Annotated in this window: 16 protein-coding genes; 9 read left to right on the top strand and 7 right to left on the bottom strand. The window is 73.4% G+C overall.

Features of this window, described 5'->3' with window-relative positions; translation table 11 throughout:
• Positions 1–62: 62 nt before the first annotated feature.
• Both AB6N24_RS05115 and AB6N24_RS05110 read left to right on the top strand, forming a co-directional pair.
• A complete protein-coding gene (locus AB6N24_RS05115) occupies positions 63–1403 on the top strand; it encodes an acyl-CoA dehydrogenase family protein (protein ID WP_412868346.1) in 1341 nt (446 codons plus the stop codon).
• Positions 1404–1510: 107 nt separating this feature from the next.
• Positions 1511–2734, top strand: coding sequence for an acetyl-CoA C-acetyltransferase (locus AB6N24_RS05110; protein WP_412868345.1), 1224 nt, complete (start codon positions 1511–1513; stop codon positions 2732–2734).
• An 88-nt stretch (positions 2735–2822) separates the two neighbouring features.
• Here the strand turns inward: AB6N24_RS05110 and AB6N24_RS05105 are convergent, their stop codons facing one another.
• Positions 2823–3773, bottom strand: a complete 951-nt coding sequence (locus tag AB6N24_RS05105) for an SDR family oxidoreductase (protein WP_412868344.1) — start codon at positions 3771–3773, stop codon at positions 2823–2825.
• 47 nt (positions 3774–3820) lie between these two features.
• A complete protein-coding gene (locus AB6N24_RS05100; protein WP_412868343.1) occupies positions 3821–4588 on the bottom strand; it encodes a DUF3159 domain-containing protein in 768 nt (255 codons plus the stop codon).
• Positions 4589–4779: 191 nt separating this feature from the next.
• Here AB6N24_RS05100 and AB6N24_RS05095 point away from each other — a divergent pair, with 191 nt between their 5' ends.
• Positions 4780–5619 carry a helix-turn-helix transcriptional regulator gene (locus AB6N24_RS05095; RefSeq protein ID WP_412868342.1) on the top strand — a complete coding sequence of 280 codons (840 nt, stop codon included), beginning with the start codon at positions 4780–4782 and terminating at the stop codon, positions 5617–5619.
• A 95-nt stretch (positions 5620–5714) separates the two neighbouring features.
• On the opposite strand, the gene AB6N24_RS05090 is transcribed toward AB6N24_RS05095, so the two are convergent.
• Genes AB6N24_RS05090 through AB6N24_RS05080 form a run of 3 tightly spaced genes read right to left on the bottom strand, consistent with a single transcriptional unit; the run spans position 5715 to position 8079 of the window.
• Complete coding sequence (locus AB6N24_RS05090; protein ID WP_412868341.1) at positions 5715–6176, bottom strand: MaoC family dehydratase; 462 nt, start codon at positions 6174–6176, stop codon at positions 5715–5717.
• Entirely contained in the window at positions 6173–6928 is a 756-nt protein-coding gene (gene fabG / locus AB6N24_RS05085; protein ID WP_412868340.1) for a 3-oxoacyl-ACP reductase FabG, read from the bottom strand. Before fabG ends, AB6N24_RS05090 begins: the two co-directional genes overlap by 4 nt.
• Positions 6925–8079 (bottom strand): zinc-binding dehydrogenase, encoded by a 1155-nt coding sequence (locus AB6N24_RS05080; protein ID WP_412868339.1) that lies wholly within the window; start codon positions 8077–8079, stop codon positions 6925–6927. The genes fabG and AB6N24_RS05080 overlap by 4 nt, the downstream gene beginning before the upstream one ends.
• A 459-nt stretch (positions 8080–8538) precedes the next feature.
• On the opposite strand from AB6N24_RS05080, the gene AB6N24_RS05075 reads away from it, so the two are divergent.
• From AB6N24_RS05075 to AB6N24_RS05065, 3 genes are all read left to right on the top strand, one after another.
• Complete coding sequence (locus tag AB6N24_RS05075; protein ID WP_412868338.1) at positions 8539–9579, top strand: tyrosine-type recombinase/integrase; 1041 nt, start codon at positions 8539–8541, stop codon at positions 9577–9579.
• On the top strand, positions 9576–9908 hold the full coding sequence (locus tag AB6N24_RS05070; RefSeq protein ID WP_412868337.1) for a helix-turn-helix domain-containing protein: 333 nt from the start codon (positions 9576–9578) through the stop codon (positions 9906–9908). The genes AB6N24_RS05075 and AB6N24_RS05070 overlap by 4 nt, the downstream gene beginning before the upstream one ends.
• Before the next feature lie 422 nt (positions 9909–10330).
• Positions 10331–11473, top strand: coding sequence for a hypothetical protein (locus AB6N24_RS05065; protein ID WP_412868336.1), 1143 nt, complete (start codon positions 10331–10333; stop codon positions 11471–11473).
• Between the two features lie 67 nt (positions 11474–11540).
• Here the strand turns inward: AB6N24_RS05065 and AB6N24_RS05060 are convergent, their stop codons facing one another.
• Positions 11541–12434 (bottom strand): helix-turn-helix domain-containing protein, encoded by an 894-nt coding sequence (locus tag AB6N24_RS05060; RefSeq protein ID WP_412868335.1) that lies wholly within the window; start codon positions 12432–12434, stop codon positions 11541–11543.
• A 144-nt stretch (positions 12435–12578) separates the two neighbouring features.
• Between AB6N24_RS05060 and AB6N24_RS05055 the strand changes: the two genes are divergently transcribed.
• From AB6N24_RS05055 to AB6N24_RS05045, 3 genes are all read left to right on the top strand, one after another.
• Positions 12579–13436, top strand: a complete 858-nt coding sequence (locus AB6N24_RS05055; protein WP_412868334.1) for an SDR family oxidoreductase — start codon at positions 12579–12581, stop codon at positions 13434–13436.
• Positions 13437–13445: 9 nt separating this feature from the next.
• Positions 13446–13961, top strand: a complete 516-nt coding sequence (locus AB6N24_RS05050) for a cyclophilin-like fold protein (RefSeq protein ID WP_412868333.1) — start codon at positions 13446–13448, stop codon at positions 13959–13961.
• A gap of 142 nt (positions 13962–14103) precedes the next feature.
• A complete protein-coding gene (locus AB6N24_RS05045) occupies positions 14104–14892 on the top strand; it encodes a YdcF family protein (protein ID WP_412868332.1) in 789 nt (262 codons plus the stop codon).
• Positions 14893–15017: 125 nt separating this feature from the next.
• On the opposite strand, the gene AB6N24_RS05040 is transcribed toward AB6N24_RS05045, so the two are convergent.
• Entirely contained in the window at positions 15018–15281 is a 264-nt protein-coding gene (locus AB6N24_RS05040; RefSeq protein WP_412868331.1) for a hypothetical protein, read from the bottom strand.
• Positions 15282–15307 lie beyond the last annotated feature (26 nt).

Below are 15307 nucleotides of genomic sequence, written 5' to 3'. Positions count from 1 at the left end.
TGGCGGCGGGACGCGTGCGCACCGGGGCGCAGCGCGCCGATCGACGACGATCGAGGGCCGAGATGACCGACACCGCCACGACGGACCACGCCGCCACGGACAGCACCGCGGCCGACGCCGCCACGGTCGAGGGCGCCGTCGTCGACGGTGTCGAGGCGGGGACCGCCACGACGGACGGCGCCGCGACCGGGCCGGCCGAACCCGCCGCCGGCGCGTACGTCGTGCCCGGCACCGACCGCCTCGCCGCCGACTTCTACGCGTTCCAGGACGCGCTCACCCCGGTCGAGCTCGAGGCGTCGCTGCGCCTGCGCGACTTCATGGAGCGCGAGGTCCGGCCGATCGCGACCGACTACTGGGACCGCGCCGAGTTCCCGACGCAGATCATCCCGGGGCTCGCCGAGCTCGGGATGTTCGGCGCGAGCTGGCCCGAGACGCAGCGGTTCGAGAACAGCGCCGTGTGGCGCGGCTGGGCGGCGCTCGAGCTCGGCCGGGTCGACCCGTCCACGGCCACGTTCGTCGGGGTGCAGAGCGGGCTCGCGATGAGCTCGATCGCGATCGGCGGGTCGCCCGAGCAGCGCGCGCAGTGGCTGCCGCCCATGGGCCGCGGCGAGCTCATCGGCGCGTTCGGCCTCACCGAGCCGCTCTCCGGCTCCGACTCCTCCAAGGGGCTGCGCACGACCGCCGAGCGCCACGGCGACACCTGGGTGCTGAACGGCGCCAAGCGCTGGATCGGGAACGCGACGTTCGCCGACGTCGTCGTCATCTGGGCGCGCGACGTCGCCGACAACCAGGTCAAGGGCTTCCTCGTGCGCCGCGGGACCCCCGGCTTCACGACCACGAAGATCGAGCGCAAGCAGGCGCTGCGGATCGTGCAGAACGCCGACATCACGCTCGACGGCGTCCGCGTCGACGAGGCCGACCGGCTGCCGAACATCCACTCGTTCCGCGAGGTCGCGCTCGTGCTGCGGCTCACGCGCGCCGAGGTCGCCTGGCAGGCCGTCGGCGTCTCGGTCGGCGCGTACGAGGCGGCGGTGCGGTACGTCGGCGAGCGTCAGCAGTTCGGCCGGCCGCTCGCGTCGTTCCAGCTCGTGCAGGACCGCCTGGCCCAGTGCCTCGGCAACATCACCGCGAGCATCGCGCTGTGCCTGCAGGTGTCGCGCCTCCAGGACCAGGGCCGCCAGGGCGACGAGCACGCCGCGCTCGCCAAGGGGTTCGCGACGAGCCGCATGCGCGAGACCGTCGCGTGGTGCCGCGAGCTGCTCGGCGGCAACGGCATCGTGCTCGACCACGGGGTCGCGAAGTTCTTCGCCGACGCCGAGGCCGTCTACTCGTTCGAGGGCACGCGCGACATGAACAACCTCATCGTCGGCCGCGCGATCACGGGGGTCGGCGCGTTCGTCTGACCGGCCCGCACCGCGCAGCCCGGGGCCTCCTGGCGCCCGCACCACCCACCGTCGGAGCCCGCCACCGCCCGTCCGCACCGTCGTCACCCACGAGAGGACCGCCCGCCATGCCCGAGGCCTACGTCGTCGCCACCGCCCGCTCACCCATCGGCCGCGCGTTCAAGGGCTCGCTGCGCAGCCTGCGCCCCGACGACCTCGCCGCGGCGATGGTCCGCGCCGCGCTCGACCAGGTGCCGGCGCTCGACCCGGCACGCGTCGACGACCTCCTGCTCGGCTGCGGCATGCCCGGCGGCGAGCAGGGCATGAACATGGCGCGGGTCGTCGCGGTGCTGCTCGGGCTCGACACCGTGCCCGGCGCGACCGTGAACCGGTACTGCTCGTCGAGCCTGCAGACCACGCGCATGGCGTTCCACGCGATCAAGGCCGGCGAGGGCGACGTCTTCGTGTCCGCGGGCGTCGAGTCGGTCAGCCACGCCGCGCGCGGGTCGAGCGACTTCATCCCCGGCGAGGACCTCACCAACCCGGTGTTCGCGGAGGCCGTCGAGCGCACGGCCCGGTCCGCGAAGGGCGGCAGCACGTGGCACGACCCGCGTGACGACGGCGAGCTGCCCGACGTCTACGTCGCGATGGGCCAGACGGCCGAGAACGTCGCGCAGCGCACCGGCACGACCCGCCGCGACCAGGACGAGTACGCCGCGTCGAGCCAGAACCGCGCGGAGGCGGCGATCGCGAGCGGCTTCTGGGAGCGCGACATCACGCCGGTCACGCTCGCGGACGGCACGGTCGTGTCGCGGGACGACGGTCCCCGCGGGGGCGTCACCGTCGAGGCGCTCGCCGCCCTCGACCCCGTCTTCCGGCCGGACGGCACCGTGACCGCGGGCAACTGCTGCCCGCTCAACGACGGCGCCGCCGCGGTCGTCGTGGTCAGCGACCGGGTCGTCGACGAGCTCGGCCTGACGCCGCTCGCCCGCATCGTCTCGACCGGGGTGAGCGCGCTGTCGCCGGAGGTCATGGGCCTCGGCCCGGTCGAGGCGAGCCGGCGGGCGCTCGCGCTCGCGGGCCTGTCGATCGGCGACCTCGACCTCGTCGAGCTCAACGAGGCGTTCGCCGCGCAGGTCCTGCCGTCCGCGCGCGAGCTCGGCGTGGACCTCGACCGGCTCAACGTGCACGGCGGCGCGATCGCCGTCGGCCACCCGTTCGGCATGACCGGCGCCCGGATCACGAGCACGCTGCTGCACGGCCTGCAGGAGCGCGACGGGACGCTCGGGCTCGAGACGATGTGCGTCGGCGGCGGCCAGGGGATGGCGATGGTGCTCGAGCGCACGAGCTGAGCTGCGGACGTCTGCCGCCGGCATCCCCGCCGCCCGTCGGCGTGGGGACGGCGCGGTGCCTCCGCGGCTCCCACGCCGTCCCGGGCGGTCACCGGACCGCGTCCAGGGCGAGCGGCACCCCGGCCAGCTCCTCGGAGACCCGCCAGACGCGGGCCGCCTCGTCGGCGTCGCGCAGCGGGCGGTACAGGGCGTGCTCCGCCGGGCCGCCCCCGAGGTTGCCGAGCCCGTCGGGGCCGTAGAGCCGTCCACCGCGGGCCTGCGGCGACGTCGCGGCGTACAGCGCCGGGAGCTGTGCGCTCTCCACGGTCCCGAGCAGGATCCCCGCGCGCGACAGCCTCCGGATCAGGGCGATCTGCGGGGTGTCGCGGTCGCGTCCCAGCTCCGGGCGCGCGCTCAGCAGGCTCGTCGGGGCGACCCCCGGGTGGGACAGGTTGCTCGTGACGCCCCAGCCGCCGGCCTGGCTCCGCCGGTCGAGCTCGAGCGCGAACAGGCCGAACGCGACCTTCGACTGGCCGTAGGCGCGCCGCCCGTCGTAGGAGGTCTCCCAGTTGACGTCGTCCCAGTGCATCGACCCGGACCGCGCGGCGACGCTGACCTGCGACGTGACCCGTGCCCGTCCGGCGGAGAGCAGCGGCAGCAGGTGCGCGACGAGCGCGACGTGGCCGAGGTGGTTCGTGCCGAGCTGGAGCTCGAACCCGTCCTGCGTGGTCTGCCGGTCCGGCGGCGTCATGACCCCCGCGTTGTTCACCAGCAGGTGGAGCGGGCGCCCCTCGTCCCGCAGCCGCGCGCCGAGGGCCGCGACCGAGGTGAGCGACGCGAGGTCGAGGTCGAGCAGCGAGACGAGGGCGGCGGGGTGCTCCTCGCGGATCGCGGCGAGGGCCGCCTCACCCTTCGCCCGGTTGCGGACGGGAAGGAGCACCTCGGCCCCGGCCGCAGCGAGCCTGCGGGCGATGCCGAGGCCGATGCCGTCGCTGGCGCCGGTGACGAGCGCTCGTCGGCCGGTGAGGTCGGGCAGGGTCAGGTGAGGGGTGCGAGGCATGGCGGAGCTCCTGGGTTCGAGGGGTCGGGGTGCGAGGGGTCTCGCGGTCAGCGGGAGGCCGGCACGGGTGCCGGGGGGACGGGTGCGTCGAGCGGGGCGCCGGCGACGCGGCGTGCGAGCACGACGGTCACCGCGAAGTGGGCGGCGAACAGCGAGGTCGCCGCGACCTGGGTCACGGCCAGGGCCGCAGGCTCGTCGGCGAGGTAGAGCCCGACCCGGACCACGAGGTTCGCGGTGGCCATCGCGAGCCCGACCAGCGAGGTGACGACGTAGACGCGCCGCAGGCCGCGGTGCCGGCTCCAGTCGCGCGGCCCGCCCGACAACCGGTTGGCCATGAGGCCCGTGAGCGGCCGGCCCACCACGAACGAGACGACGTAGGCGAGCACGAAGACGGCGGGCAGCACCATGGTGGGAAGGAAGAACGCCCGCGCCTCGCCGGCGAGGGCCGCGACCCCCGCGCACACCGCGGCGACGACCAGCCCGGCGACCGCAGACCCGGGTGACTCCCGGCGGGCGAGCCGCACGGCGCAGGCGAGCACCGCGGTCACCCCCAGGGCGACGAAGGCGGTGCCGAGCCCCGCGGCGGCGTCGGCGGCGACGAAGGCGATCGTCGGTGCGGCGGCCGTGGCGAGCCCGACCGGTCCACCGACGCGCTCCCACGTCCGCGCCGCCGCGGCCCGCGCCGCGGACTGCTCCTCGACGTCCGGCAGCCCGAGCACGCGGCGGGCCCTCGCGCTGGCTCCGGACGGCTCGCCGCCGGGACCGGCGTGCTCGGGCCAGGAGGGGACGGAGGCGGTGGCGGGCTGCTGGATCACGGGATGCTCCTCGGTCGGTCGGTCGGGGTGTGGTGCCAGCCTCATCGCGCAGCACCGACGCATCCAGGGCCTCCCGATCCGTGCCTGACGGGACGGGGCCGGCGACCGGCGGGCTCACGGGGGGATCGGCAGGCCGTGGCTCCGCGGGCGCACGGACGGTAGGAACAGCACATGAGCCGAGGACGGGAACGTTGATCGACAGGGCAGGGCTGGCGGAGTTCCTGCGCAGCCGCCGCGACGCGCTGCAGCCCGACGACGTGGGCCTCCCACGCGGCCGGCGCCGGCGCACCGCCGGGCTGCGCCGAGAGGAGGTCGCCGCGCTGTGCCACATGTCGACCGACTACTACGCGCGCCTCGAGCGCGAGCGCGGGCCGAAGCCGTCCGAGCAGATGGTCGCCTCGATCGCGCAGGGGCTGCACCTCAGCCTCGACGAGCGCGACCACCTGTTCCGCCTCGCCGGGCACCGGCCCCCCGGCCGCGGCGCGGAGAGCGAGCACGTCAGCCCGGGTCTGCTGCGCATCCTCGACCGCCTCTCGGACACCGCCGCCGAGGTCGTCACCGAGCTCGGGGAGACCCTGCGGCAGACGCCGCTCGGTGTCGCCCTGACCGGCGACGCCACCGGGCACACCGGCCCGTCCCGGAGCCTCGGCTACCGCTGGTTCGCGGACCCGGCGAGCCGCGCGCTGTACCCGCCCGAGGACCACGCCTTCCTGTCCCGGCTCTACGCCTCGCACCTGCGGACCGTCGTGACGCTCCGCGGGCCGGGCTCCCGGGCGGCACGCCTCGCCGACCTCGCCCTCGCGCGCAGCGAGGAGCTGCGGCTCCTGTGGGAGACCCACGAGGTCGGCCTCCGGCCCACCGAGATCAAGCGCCTGGTGCACCCGGAGGTCGGGGCGCTCGAGCTGCACTGCCAGACGCTGCTGGACCCGCAGCAGTCACACCTCCTGCTCGTCTACACCGCGGTCCCCGGGAGCGAGAGCCACGAGAAGCTGCAGCTGCTCTCGGTGATCGGCGCTCGGGCGCTGGGCTGAGGCGTCCTCGGGCACCCGGCGTCCCGCCGCGCGTCAAGGGCGCCAGTCCTCCTGGTGGTCCGGGTGGCCGGCGTGCACCGGCGGGCCCGACCGCCTCAGGCCGGCACGAACAGCGCGATGGTCCGCGCCACGAGCGCCGGGCGCGGCGCGCCCTCGATCTCGACGGTCACGGTCGACGACACGCGCACGCCCTGCGCGGTCGGCTCCGCGCTCTCGACCACCGTGGTCGCCCGCACGCGGGACCCCGCGAGCACGGGTTGCAGGAACCGCACGCGGTCGAGCCCGTAGTTGACGACCATCGCGGTCCCGCCCACGTCGAGCAGCCCGGCGGTGAGTGCGGGGACCAGCGCGAGCGTGAGGAAGCCGTGCGCGACGGGCCCGCCGAACGGCGACTCGGCGGCGGCGCGCTCGGGGTCGACGTGGATCCACTGGTGGTCGTCGGTCGCGTCGGCGAACAGGTCGATGCGTCCCTGGTCGACGACCCGCCACTCCCCGGTGGCGGTCTGCCCGACGGCACTGCCGAGGGAGGCGGGCGAGGCGACGGTGATGACGGTCATGCGCGCGGCCCCCCGGCGACGTAGAGGACCTGGCCGGAGACGTAGGACGCGCCCTCGGAGCAGAAGAACGACACCGCGGCGGCCACGTCCTCGGGCTGCCCGACCCGGCGCACCGGGACGTCCTTCGCGGCGGCGGCCAGCAGGTCGGCGTACGGCATTCCGGTGCGCTCGGCGACGGCGCGCATCATGTCGGTCTCGATGACGCCCGGCGCGACGGCGTTGACGGTGACCCCGAACGGCCCGAGCTCGATCGCGAGCGTCTTGGTGAAGCCCTGCATCCCGGCCTTGGCGGCGGCGTAGTTGGCCTGCCCACGGTTGCCGAGCGCCGAGGTGCTGGACAGGTTGACGACCCGCCCCCAGCGCGCCGCGACCTGGTGCTGCTGGACGGCCCGGCTCACGAGGAACGCTCCGCGCAGGTGCACCGAGAGGACGGCGTCCCAGTCGTCGGCCGACATCTTGAACAGCAGGTTGTCGCGCAGGATCCCCGCGTTGTTGACCAGGACGGTCGGCGGACCGAGCTCGTCCGCGACGCGCGCGACGGCGGCCGTGACCGCCTCCTCGTCGGCCACGTCGGCCCCGAGGGCGAGCGCGGCGCCGCCCGCCTCCCGGATCGCGGCGGCGGTCGCCTCGGCGTCGGCCTCGCGCAGGTCGAGCACGGCGACCTGGTACCCGTCGGCGGCGAGCCGGCGGGCGGTCGCGGCGCCGATGCCGCGGGCGGCGCCGGTCACGAGGGCGGTGCGGGCAGTCGTCACGGGGTGGTCCCTTCGTCGAACGTGAGGAGCTGGCGGAGCTCGCCACCGGCCGCGAGGCGGTCCATGGCGGAGTCGAGGTCGTCCAGCGTGACGCGCGAGGACACGAGCCGCTCGAGCGGCAGGCGTCCGGCGCGCCACAGGTCGACGTACGCGGGGATGTCGCGCGCGGGCACCGCGGAGCCGAGGTAGGAGCCGACGACCGTACGGGCCTCGGCGGTGAGCGTGAGCGGCGAGACGGCGGCGCGCGCGTCGGGAGGCGGCAGCCCGACGGTCACGGTGGTGCCGCCCGGGGCGGTCAGGGCGAGCGCGGTCTCGAACGCGCGCACCGACCCGGCCGCCTCGACGACGACGGGGGCGCGCACGCCGCGGTCGACGGCCTCCACCGGGGTGTGGGCGGCGGCGGCTCCCAGCTCCCGGGCCGTCGCGAGCTTCTCCGGGACGGGGTCGACGCCCGTCACCTCGTGACCGAGCGCGACGGCCACGAGCAGCGCGGCCATGCCCACGCCGCCGAGCCCGACGACGACGACCGGCTCCCCGGGCCGGGGCCGGCCCGCGTTGACGACCGCTCCGCCGCCCGTGAGCACGGCGCAGCCGAGCAGCGCCGCGACCTCGGCCGGGACGTCGGGGTCGACGCGCACGACCGACGTCCGGCTCACGACGGCGTGCGACGCGAACGCCGAGACGCCGAGGTGGTGGTGCACGGGGGAGCCGTCGCGGTGCAGGCGCGTGCCGCCGCCGACCAGGGTCCCGGCGGCATTGGCCGCGCTGCCCGGTCCGCACGGGAGGCGGCCGTCGGTCGCGCACGCGGGGCACGCGCCGCACCGGGGCAGGAACGTTAGGACGACGCGGTCGCCGAGGGCGAGGTCGTCGGCGCCGTTCCCGGGCCCGTCGCCGGACCCCTCGCCGAGCCCCTCGCCCAGCGCAGCGACGACCCCCGCGGCCTCGTGCCCGAGCAGCATCGGCACGGGCCGGACGCGGCTGCCGTCGACGACGGAGAGGTCCGAGTGGCACACGCCGGCGGCCTCGATCCGCACGAGCACCTCGCCCGGTCCGGGGGGGTCGAGCTCGAGGCGCGAGACCCGGAAGGGGCGCGACGCGGCGAACGGCGGGGTGCTGCCCGAGCGCTCGAGCACAGCTCCGACGATCTGCACGCGTACCTCCTGTCGGCGTCGTCCTCGACGCTCTCGCACATACCGACTGCCCGGTATGTGCGACCCTACCGCACGGCCCGCCGGCCGGGGGCAGGTCCGCGCGCCGGCGCGGAGTGTCGGCAGCTGCGGCGGGGATCCGGGGCGGGTCGCCGCAGCCGGGTCGCCGCGTCGCTTCCCATGCAACGGCCGGTCGTTCAGGCACCCGCTGAAGAAACGAAGGGTCCGACCAGAGTTGAATCCAGACGAGGTCTCACCACCCTGGACTACCGCGTAACTCGAGTGGGCCGAGAAGGAGTCTCGAGCGGCGCACAGCCGCCTGACAAGCCCCTCTTGTGCGCATGACTCAATGTTGTGTTGGATGCAACGGTGGTCACGCCGTCCGGAGGGCACGAAGCGCAGGGTGCAGCCCGTCTCGTCCTGGTCGACGGGCTTGGTCTGCTGCATCCCGAGGCTGCGGTGATGGACGCGATGCTGGAGGGCTGGGCGCGCCAGCAGCGGGTGCGGTTCCTGAAGCGGGACACGATCGCCCACCGGCTCCGGCTGGTGCGGCGCATGGTGGAGTTCTCGAACCTGTACCCGTGGCAGTGGACGGCGCCGGAGGTCGAGGCGTTCATCAGCGGGCAGTCCGGTGCCGTGCGGCCGTCGACCGTTCGCGGCTACACCGCTGACCTGCGCATGTTCCTCGAGTACCTGACCGATGCCCGGTACGGCTGGGCGCCCGTCTGCCTGGAGCGCTTCGGCCAGGCGCCGCAGCAGGTGATCGACGAGTGGAACAGCGTCGCCCACACCAGCGGCTACGAGGGGGCGCCTGGGCGCCGGCCGCTGAGCTATGACGAGGTGCAGCGCCTGTTCGACGCCGCGGACGACATCGTCGAGTCCGTGCGAGCACGCGGGCGCAAGGGCGCGCTCGCCGCGCAGCGTGACGCGGCGATTCTCAAGACGGTCTACGCGTACGGGCTGCGGCGCCGGGAGGTGTGGGGCTTGGACACCGTGGACCTGCGCCGCAATCCGAAGGTCCCGGCGTTCGGCCGGTTCGGTGCGCTGTACGTGCGCTGGGGCAAGGGGAACCGCGGCGGGTCCCCGCGACGGCGCACCGTCATGCTCGTCCCGGAGATGGACTGGGTCGTGCCGGTCCTCGAGCAGTGGGTCGAGGAGGTCCGGCCCCGCTTCGACCCCGGGCAGCACGCCGCGCTCTGGATGACCGAACGACGGAGCCGGCTCGACTGGCGCGGGATCAACGCGGCGTTCGCGGAGGCCCGCGATGCGGCCGGCCTGGACCGGGCGCTCGACCTGCACAGCCTGCGCCACTCGTACGTGACGCACTTGGTCGAGTTCGACTACCCGGAGCGCTTCGTCCAGGAGCAGGTCGGGCACTCCTACGCCGCGACCACCGCCATCTACACCGGCGTCTCGGACGCCTACCGCAACACGTTGCTGCGCCGGGCGATCACCGCTCATCAGCCGGACCTGTGGCACGACCCCGAGGAGGGCACATCGTGATCAAGAAGATGGGTGTGGCGTGGGACCTGCGCCTGCGCATGGCCGAGCGCGGTCTCTTCGCCACGACCGACCTCGTGCCGCTGCTCGCCGAACGTGGCATCCACCTGTCCCGCGAGCAGGTCTACCGGCTCGTGACCTCCACCCCCCAGCGGCTGAGCACCGACACCCTCGCTGCCCTGTGCGACATCCTGCGGTGCACCCCGAACGACCTGCTTCGCGTCGTCGTGGTCGACGAGCAGGTCGCCAAGAACGCGAGCGGTGGGATCGGTCCGAGCGGTGCGGCGCCTTCGGTGCGGCGCAGCCGGATCCGGCGACCCGACCTCGACTGATGGCGCCGGCGGCGAAGCAGTACGTCCGCATCCCCGTCCGTTGCCCCATCTGCACCCAGACCCGGCTGTTCGCCGCCCGCTGGCCCATCGGCCCGGTCTGCTTCCCCTGCTACAACCAGGCCCGCGCCTTCCCCAGGCCGTGCGCCGGGTGCGGCAGGTCGCGGGTGCTCATCGACCACCCTGACCGGTCGCCCAACGAGGAGCCCGTGAAGCCGACGCTGTGCGGGCCGTGCTGCGGCAGTCGCCGGTACTCCTACATCTGCTTGCGCTGCGGTGGAGGGGAGGAGCCGTACAAGGGCCTGGTCTGCGTGCGGTGCGCCGTTGCAGACCAGCTCGTGGAAGCGTTCGGCGTGGCAAGCCCGGGGAGCCCGGTCGCTGCCTTGACCGCGGCGCTGGTCGGGAGTCGGCGTCCGCGGTCGGTCATGAGGTGGCTGACCAACTCGCGCGGCGGAGCCCGTGTCCTGCGTGAGCTCCTCGACCAGGGCATCACGGTCAGCCACGAGGCGCTCGACACCTACGACGAGCGCGAGGTGTGGCCGCTGCGCCGGACCCTGGTCGAGCTCGAAGTTCTGCCGGATCGGCACGAGCCGATCGCCCGCCTCGACGTCGTGGTGGACAAGGTGATCGCGGAGCTACCCCCAGGCCACCGCCCGATCGTGCGGGCCTACGCCTCGTGGTGGTACCTGCGCCGGGTCCGTCGCCGGTACGAGCGGACCGGCACGTTCACCTACGCGCAGTTCCGCAAGGCGTGGATCGGCGTCGTTGACGTTGGCAAGTTCCTGGGATGGCTCAGCGACCGCGACGTGACGCTCGACTCGCTCGACCAACCCACGCTGGACGAGTGGCTTGACCACGCCACCGGCCACCAGCGGTCGACGATTGCGGACTTCCTACGCTGGGCGGCGCGGCGGCGCCTGACCCCGAGCCTGACGGTCAGCTACCCGGAGTCGACCGAGCCGTCGATCCGAATGACCGAAGAGCAGCGTTGGGCGGCGCTGCGCCGTTGCCTGACCGACTCCACCATCCCAGACGACCTGCGCGCGGCCGGCGCGCTGCTGCTGCTTTACGGGGTGCCATTCGCACGGATTCGTGAACTCACTCGTGACCACCTGGTGACCGACACCGATCGGAGCCTGGTGACCGGGTTCACGCTCACGCAGCACGGCCCGACCATCGAGGTCCCACCCCGCCTCGGACGCATCCTCGCCCGGCTCCCGGCCGCGACGCCGACCCGTGGTGCTCCGCTCATCGCCGCGAAGTCCGCCCGTCCGCAGTGGCTGTTCCCTGGGAGGGGGACCCGTGGCCACATCACTCACACCAGCCTGGCGGCCCGGCTGAATGCGCACGGGATCGCGGTCCGCCCCTCGCGTAACGCCGCCCTGATCTCGCTCGCCTCCGATCTCCCGGCGGCAGTGGTCGCCGACCTCGTCGGGATGAACGCCACGACCGCCGTGCGGTGGGCCCGGCGTGCGGCCCGCGACTGGACCGGGTACATCGGTCTACTCGAGCCGCCCACGCGCGAGGACGCCGCCGGCTCGATTCGTGAGCCTTCAGGACGGCGATAGCCGTCGAGCGGTTCAGACGCTTTCTCTGTCGGACGGGATGCGCAGCCACGCCGGACCGGCCGGGGGGCTACGGTCGCCGGGTCGTCCGCGAGATGCCGTCGGTTGCGTGGGTCGCGGCCCAGCTCGCGAGCACGCGTAGGGCGTCCTCGCCGGGTGATCCGGTGGGGGTAGTGAAGGTGATGACGGTGAGGCCGGGGTCGGCGGGGAGGTCCAGGACCTCGAAGTCGAGGTGAAGTTCACCGACGACGGGGTGGCGCAGGTGCTTGCGGCCGGTGCGGTGCAGGCGGACGTCGTGCGCGGCCCAGCGGGTGCGGAACTCGGGGCTGCGGGTGCTGAGCTCCCCGACGAGGTCGGTCAGGGCGCGGTCGTAGGGGTCGCGGCCGGCCTCGGTGCGCAGCTGGGAGACGGAGTCGTCGGCGGCGCGGTCCCAGTCGATCCAGAAGTCGCGGGCCCGGTCGTCCAGGAAGGTGAACCGAGCGTGGTTCGGCGGGGTGCCGGGCGGGTGCGGTGTGGCGTCGACCGGGGCGAAGAGCGCACGTCCGAGCGGGTTGGCGGTGAGCAGGTCGAGGCGGCCGTTGTTGACGATCGCGGGCACCGAGTCGCCCATGAGGTCGAGCAGCCGCTGCACGCCTGGGCGCACCTGCGCAGGGGTCGGCTTGCGACGCGGGCGGGTGCCCGGTGCGGCGGCGCGGGCGAGGTCGGCCAGGTGAGTGCGTTCGGCCTCGTCGAGCTGCAGCGCCCGGGCGAGGGCGTCCAGGACGCTGTCGGAGACCCCGGCGAGATTGCCGCGTTCGAGCTGGGCGTAGTACTCGACGCTGACCCCGGCCAGGTCGGCGACCTCGCCGCGCTTGAGGCCCGGTACGCGCCGGTTGGGGGCGAACGCGCTCAGCCCCGCCTGTTCGGGGGTGAGCCGGGCCCGGCGCGTGCGCAGGAAGTCCTTGACCTCGTCACGGTTGTCCACCAGGCCACGGTAGGACCGGTCCGCTGCGGGCGGGGTGGGCTGCCGGTACACCTTCCACCGGTAACTTCTCCGGCCTGGTGGCCTCCCGTTGCATGGGTCATGCCGCACCACGCGGCGCACCCGAAGCGATGGAGAGGCACGAGCATGAGCGAGCAGACGTCCGCCCAGCAGGTCTGGATGGTCACCGGAGCCGGCCGCGGGATGGGCGTGCACATCGCCCAGGCAGCCCTGGCCGCCGGGCACGCGGTCGTGGCGACCGGCCGCGACCCCCAGCGCGTGCAGGACGCGATCGGCGCGCACGAGAACCTGCTCGCCGTCGCACTCGACGTCACCGACCCGGCCGCAGCCGAGGCCGCCGCCGGTGCGGCGGTCGACCGGTTCGGGCGGATCGACGTGCTGGTGAACAACGCCGGCAACTTCTACGCCGGGTTCTTCGAGGAGATCAGCCCCGCGCAGTTCCGCGCGCAGATGGAGACCAACTTCTTCGGTCCGCTGAACGTGACCCGCGCGGTCCTGCCTGTCATGCGCGCCCAGCGCAGCGGCCACGTCCTGACGATCACGTCGGCCGCGGGGATCATCGGCCAGGAGTTCTGCGCCGCGTACGCCGCCTCCAAGTTCGCCTTGGAGGGGTGGATGGAGTCCCTGCGGTACGACCTCGCGCCCTTCGGGATCCACACCACGATCGTCGAGCCCGGGTTCTTCCGCACCGAGCTCCTCGTCGAGGGCGCCTCCTCGATCTGGCCCGAGCTGTCGATCGAGGACTACGCCGAGCGGACGACCGCGACCATCGCGGCGTGGAAGAGCATGAACGGCCAGCAGGGCGGGGACCCCGCCAAGCTCGGCGCGGCCCTGGTCACCCTCACCGCGCTCGAGGCGCCCCCGCTGCGCTTCGTCGCCGGCGCGGACGTCGTCGCGGGCGTCGAGGACAAGGCCCGACTGCTCCTCGAGCAGGTCGACGCCCACCGTGAGCTGTCCTCCGCCATGGCGATCGACGAGAGCTGACGAGCCTCCATGCGAAAGGTACCGACCGCCCTCGCCATCGCCCTGATGAGCACGATCACCCTCGCGGCGTGCTCGCCGGCGGCCGACCAGACCACCACCCCAGAGACCACGTCCACGACGACCAGCCCGTCCGCCACCGCCGAGCCGTCGACGCCGGCTGCCGCGTCGACGGAGGGGACCGCGATCACCCTCACCGCCGGTGAGGTGGTCATGACCGGGACCCTCAACGACACCCAGGTCGCCCAGGACTTCGCCGCGATGCTCCCGGTCACGCTGCCCTGGTTCCGCAACTCCGGCATCGAGTACATCACCGAGCTGCCTGCGCCCCTGACGGAGACCGGGCCGTTCTACACCGACGTCCAGCCCGGCGACATCGTCTACTACAACCCGCTCGACAGCATCACGATCATCTACGAGGAGACGGTGTCGGTTCCCACCCTGACGGAGATGGGCGAGATCACCTCCGACCTGAGCGTGTTCGACGACCTGCCCGACGAAGTCGACATGCTCGTCGAGCTCGGCTGAACAGGGCCCCACCGGTGTCGCAGCGACCCCTGGTGCGGCCCGGCCGCGGGAACCTTGCGGCCAGGACCCTGAGCGCGAATATCGCCACCCGCTGGTGCGGGAACGGGGACTCGGGTGCCGGGGCCGTGCAAGCAGGGCGGCCATGACCGGTCCTCCGCTCGGCCGCGATCTGAACCTGATCGCCGCGTACCTGGCTCGACGAGACAGCCCGTCCTTGTCCCCCGCGCACGTGTCGCCGTTCGACGTGCTCATCCTGTGCGGCAGCGCGGTGCTCCCGGCGGTTGACGTTGTCGCCTCCACCTTCCACGCCGGCCTAGCCCCTCGCATCCTGGTGTCGGGCGGCGTCGGACACTCCACAGAGCACCTGGCTGAGGCCGTGCGCAACCACCCCGTCTACCGCGACATCCCTACTCAAGGGCGATCCGAGGCCGGCGTCCTCACCGACATCCTCACCAAACATCACCGCGTGCCCGAGTCCAATCTCCTGCTTGAGGACGGCTCCACCAACTGCGGTGAGAACGCCGACTACAGCGTCGATCTGCTACGCCGAACGCCCGGACCGTGGAGATCCCTGACCCTGGTCCAAGACCCGACCATGCAACGACGTACACACGAGTGCTTCCGCCGCTCGACGCGCGACATCCCCGAAGCGCAGATCCACAGCTATGCGCCCTTCATCCCCGCGGTCGACCCTGAACTCGCTCGAGAAGTAACGGACGGACAAGGATGCCCCACCTGGTCCTTGAGTCGCTTCGCTGCTCTCCTCCTCGGCGAGATCCGCCGACTACAAGACGACGAGGACGGCTATGGCCCACGCGGCGCCGGCTTCATCGACCACGTGGACCTCCCCAGCGAGGTCGTATCGGCGCATGAACGCATCAGAAGGGCGCGACCCGAGTGGGCCACCTTGCGCGACACCCCCCAGCCGTGACGTCGGCCTCGGACGCGACGACCAGAATCCTTCGGTCCTCTAGCGGACAAGGTCCGAATACAAGCGGTGACGAATACCGGACACCGCCAGGTGTCCGACCGGACCTGGACCCTGGTGAGGTGCAGTTACCCGGGCGGCTGACCTGACGTGCCGTTGTCCTCGAGGAACGGCGACGGCAGCGGTTCTCGTGCACGGGTCTGGTGCACGCAGTCGAGGAAGTCGTCCCACGAGGCCGGGTCGTTGCTCCGGTACGGGGGAGTCGGTTGCATCGCGATCGCCATGAGCTGCAGCGACTCTGACTCGGGCTCGCGCGCCAGGTACTGCATGAGGTAGCGGTAGGCGGCCTCGTAGGCCTGCTCGACGCTGAGCACGCCGTCGTCGTCACTCATGCGAGGACGGTAGCCGCCCGTCCAAT

Origin of the sequence: Cellulomonas jepli (assembly GCF_047229345.1) — a bacterium.
Taxonomy (GTDB): Bacteria; Actinomycetota; Actinomycetes; order Actinomycetales; family Cellulomonadaceae; genus Cellulomonas_A.
This window is presented reverse-complemented; position numbering and strand designations above follow the sequence as displayed.

What these genes read in the sequence shown, in the direction of transcription:
- AB6N24_RS05115 (WP_412868346.1), top strand. Translation starts at nt 63, where the DNA reads ATGACCGACACCGCCACGACGGACCACGCCGCCACGGACAGCACCGCG.
- AB6N24_RS05110 (WP_412868345.1), top strand. Translation starts at nt 1,511, where the DNA reads ATGCCCGAGGCCTACGTCGTCGCCACCGCCCGCTCACCCATCGGCCGC.
- AB6N24_RS05105 (WP_412868344.1), bottom strand. Translation starts at nt 3,773, where the DNA reads ATGCCTCGCACCCCTCACCTGACCCTGCCCGACCTCACCGGCCGACGA.
- AB6N24_RS05090 (WP_412868341.1), bottom strand. Translation starts at nt 6,176, where the DNA reads ATGACCGTCATCACCGTCGCCTCGCCCGCCTCCCTCGGCAGTGCCGTC.
- AB6N24_RS05075 (WP_412868338.1), top strand. Translation starts at nt 8,539, where the DNA reads ATGGACGCGATGCTGGAGGGCTGGGCGCGCCAGCAGCGGGTGCGGTTC.
- AB6N24_RS05065 (WP_412868336.1), top strand. Translation starts at nt 10,331, where the DNA reads ATGAGGTGGCTGACCAACTCGCGCGGCGGAGCCCGTGTCCTGCGTGAG.
- AB6N24_RS05055 (WP_412868334.1), top strand. Translation starts at nt 12,579, where the DNA reads ATGAGCGAGCAGACGTCCGCCCAGCAGGTCTGGATGGTCACCGGAGCC.
- AB6N24_RS05050 (WP_412868333.1), top strand. Translation starts at nt 13,446, where the DNA reads ATGCGAAAGGTACCGACCGCCCTCGCCATCGCCCTGATGAGCACGATC.
- AB6N24_RS05045 (WP_412868332.1), top strand. Translation starts at nt 14,104, where the DNA reads ATGACCGGTCCTCCGCTCGGCCGCGATCTGAACCTGATCGCCGCGTAC.
- AB6N24_RS05040 (WP_412868331.1), bottom strand. Translation starts at nt 15,281, where the DNA reads ATGAGTGACGACGACGGCGTGCTCAGCGTCGAGCAGGCCTACGAGGCC.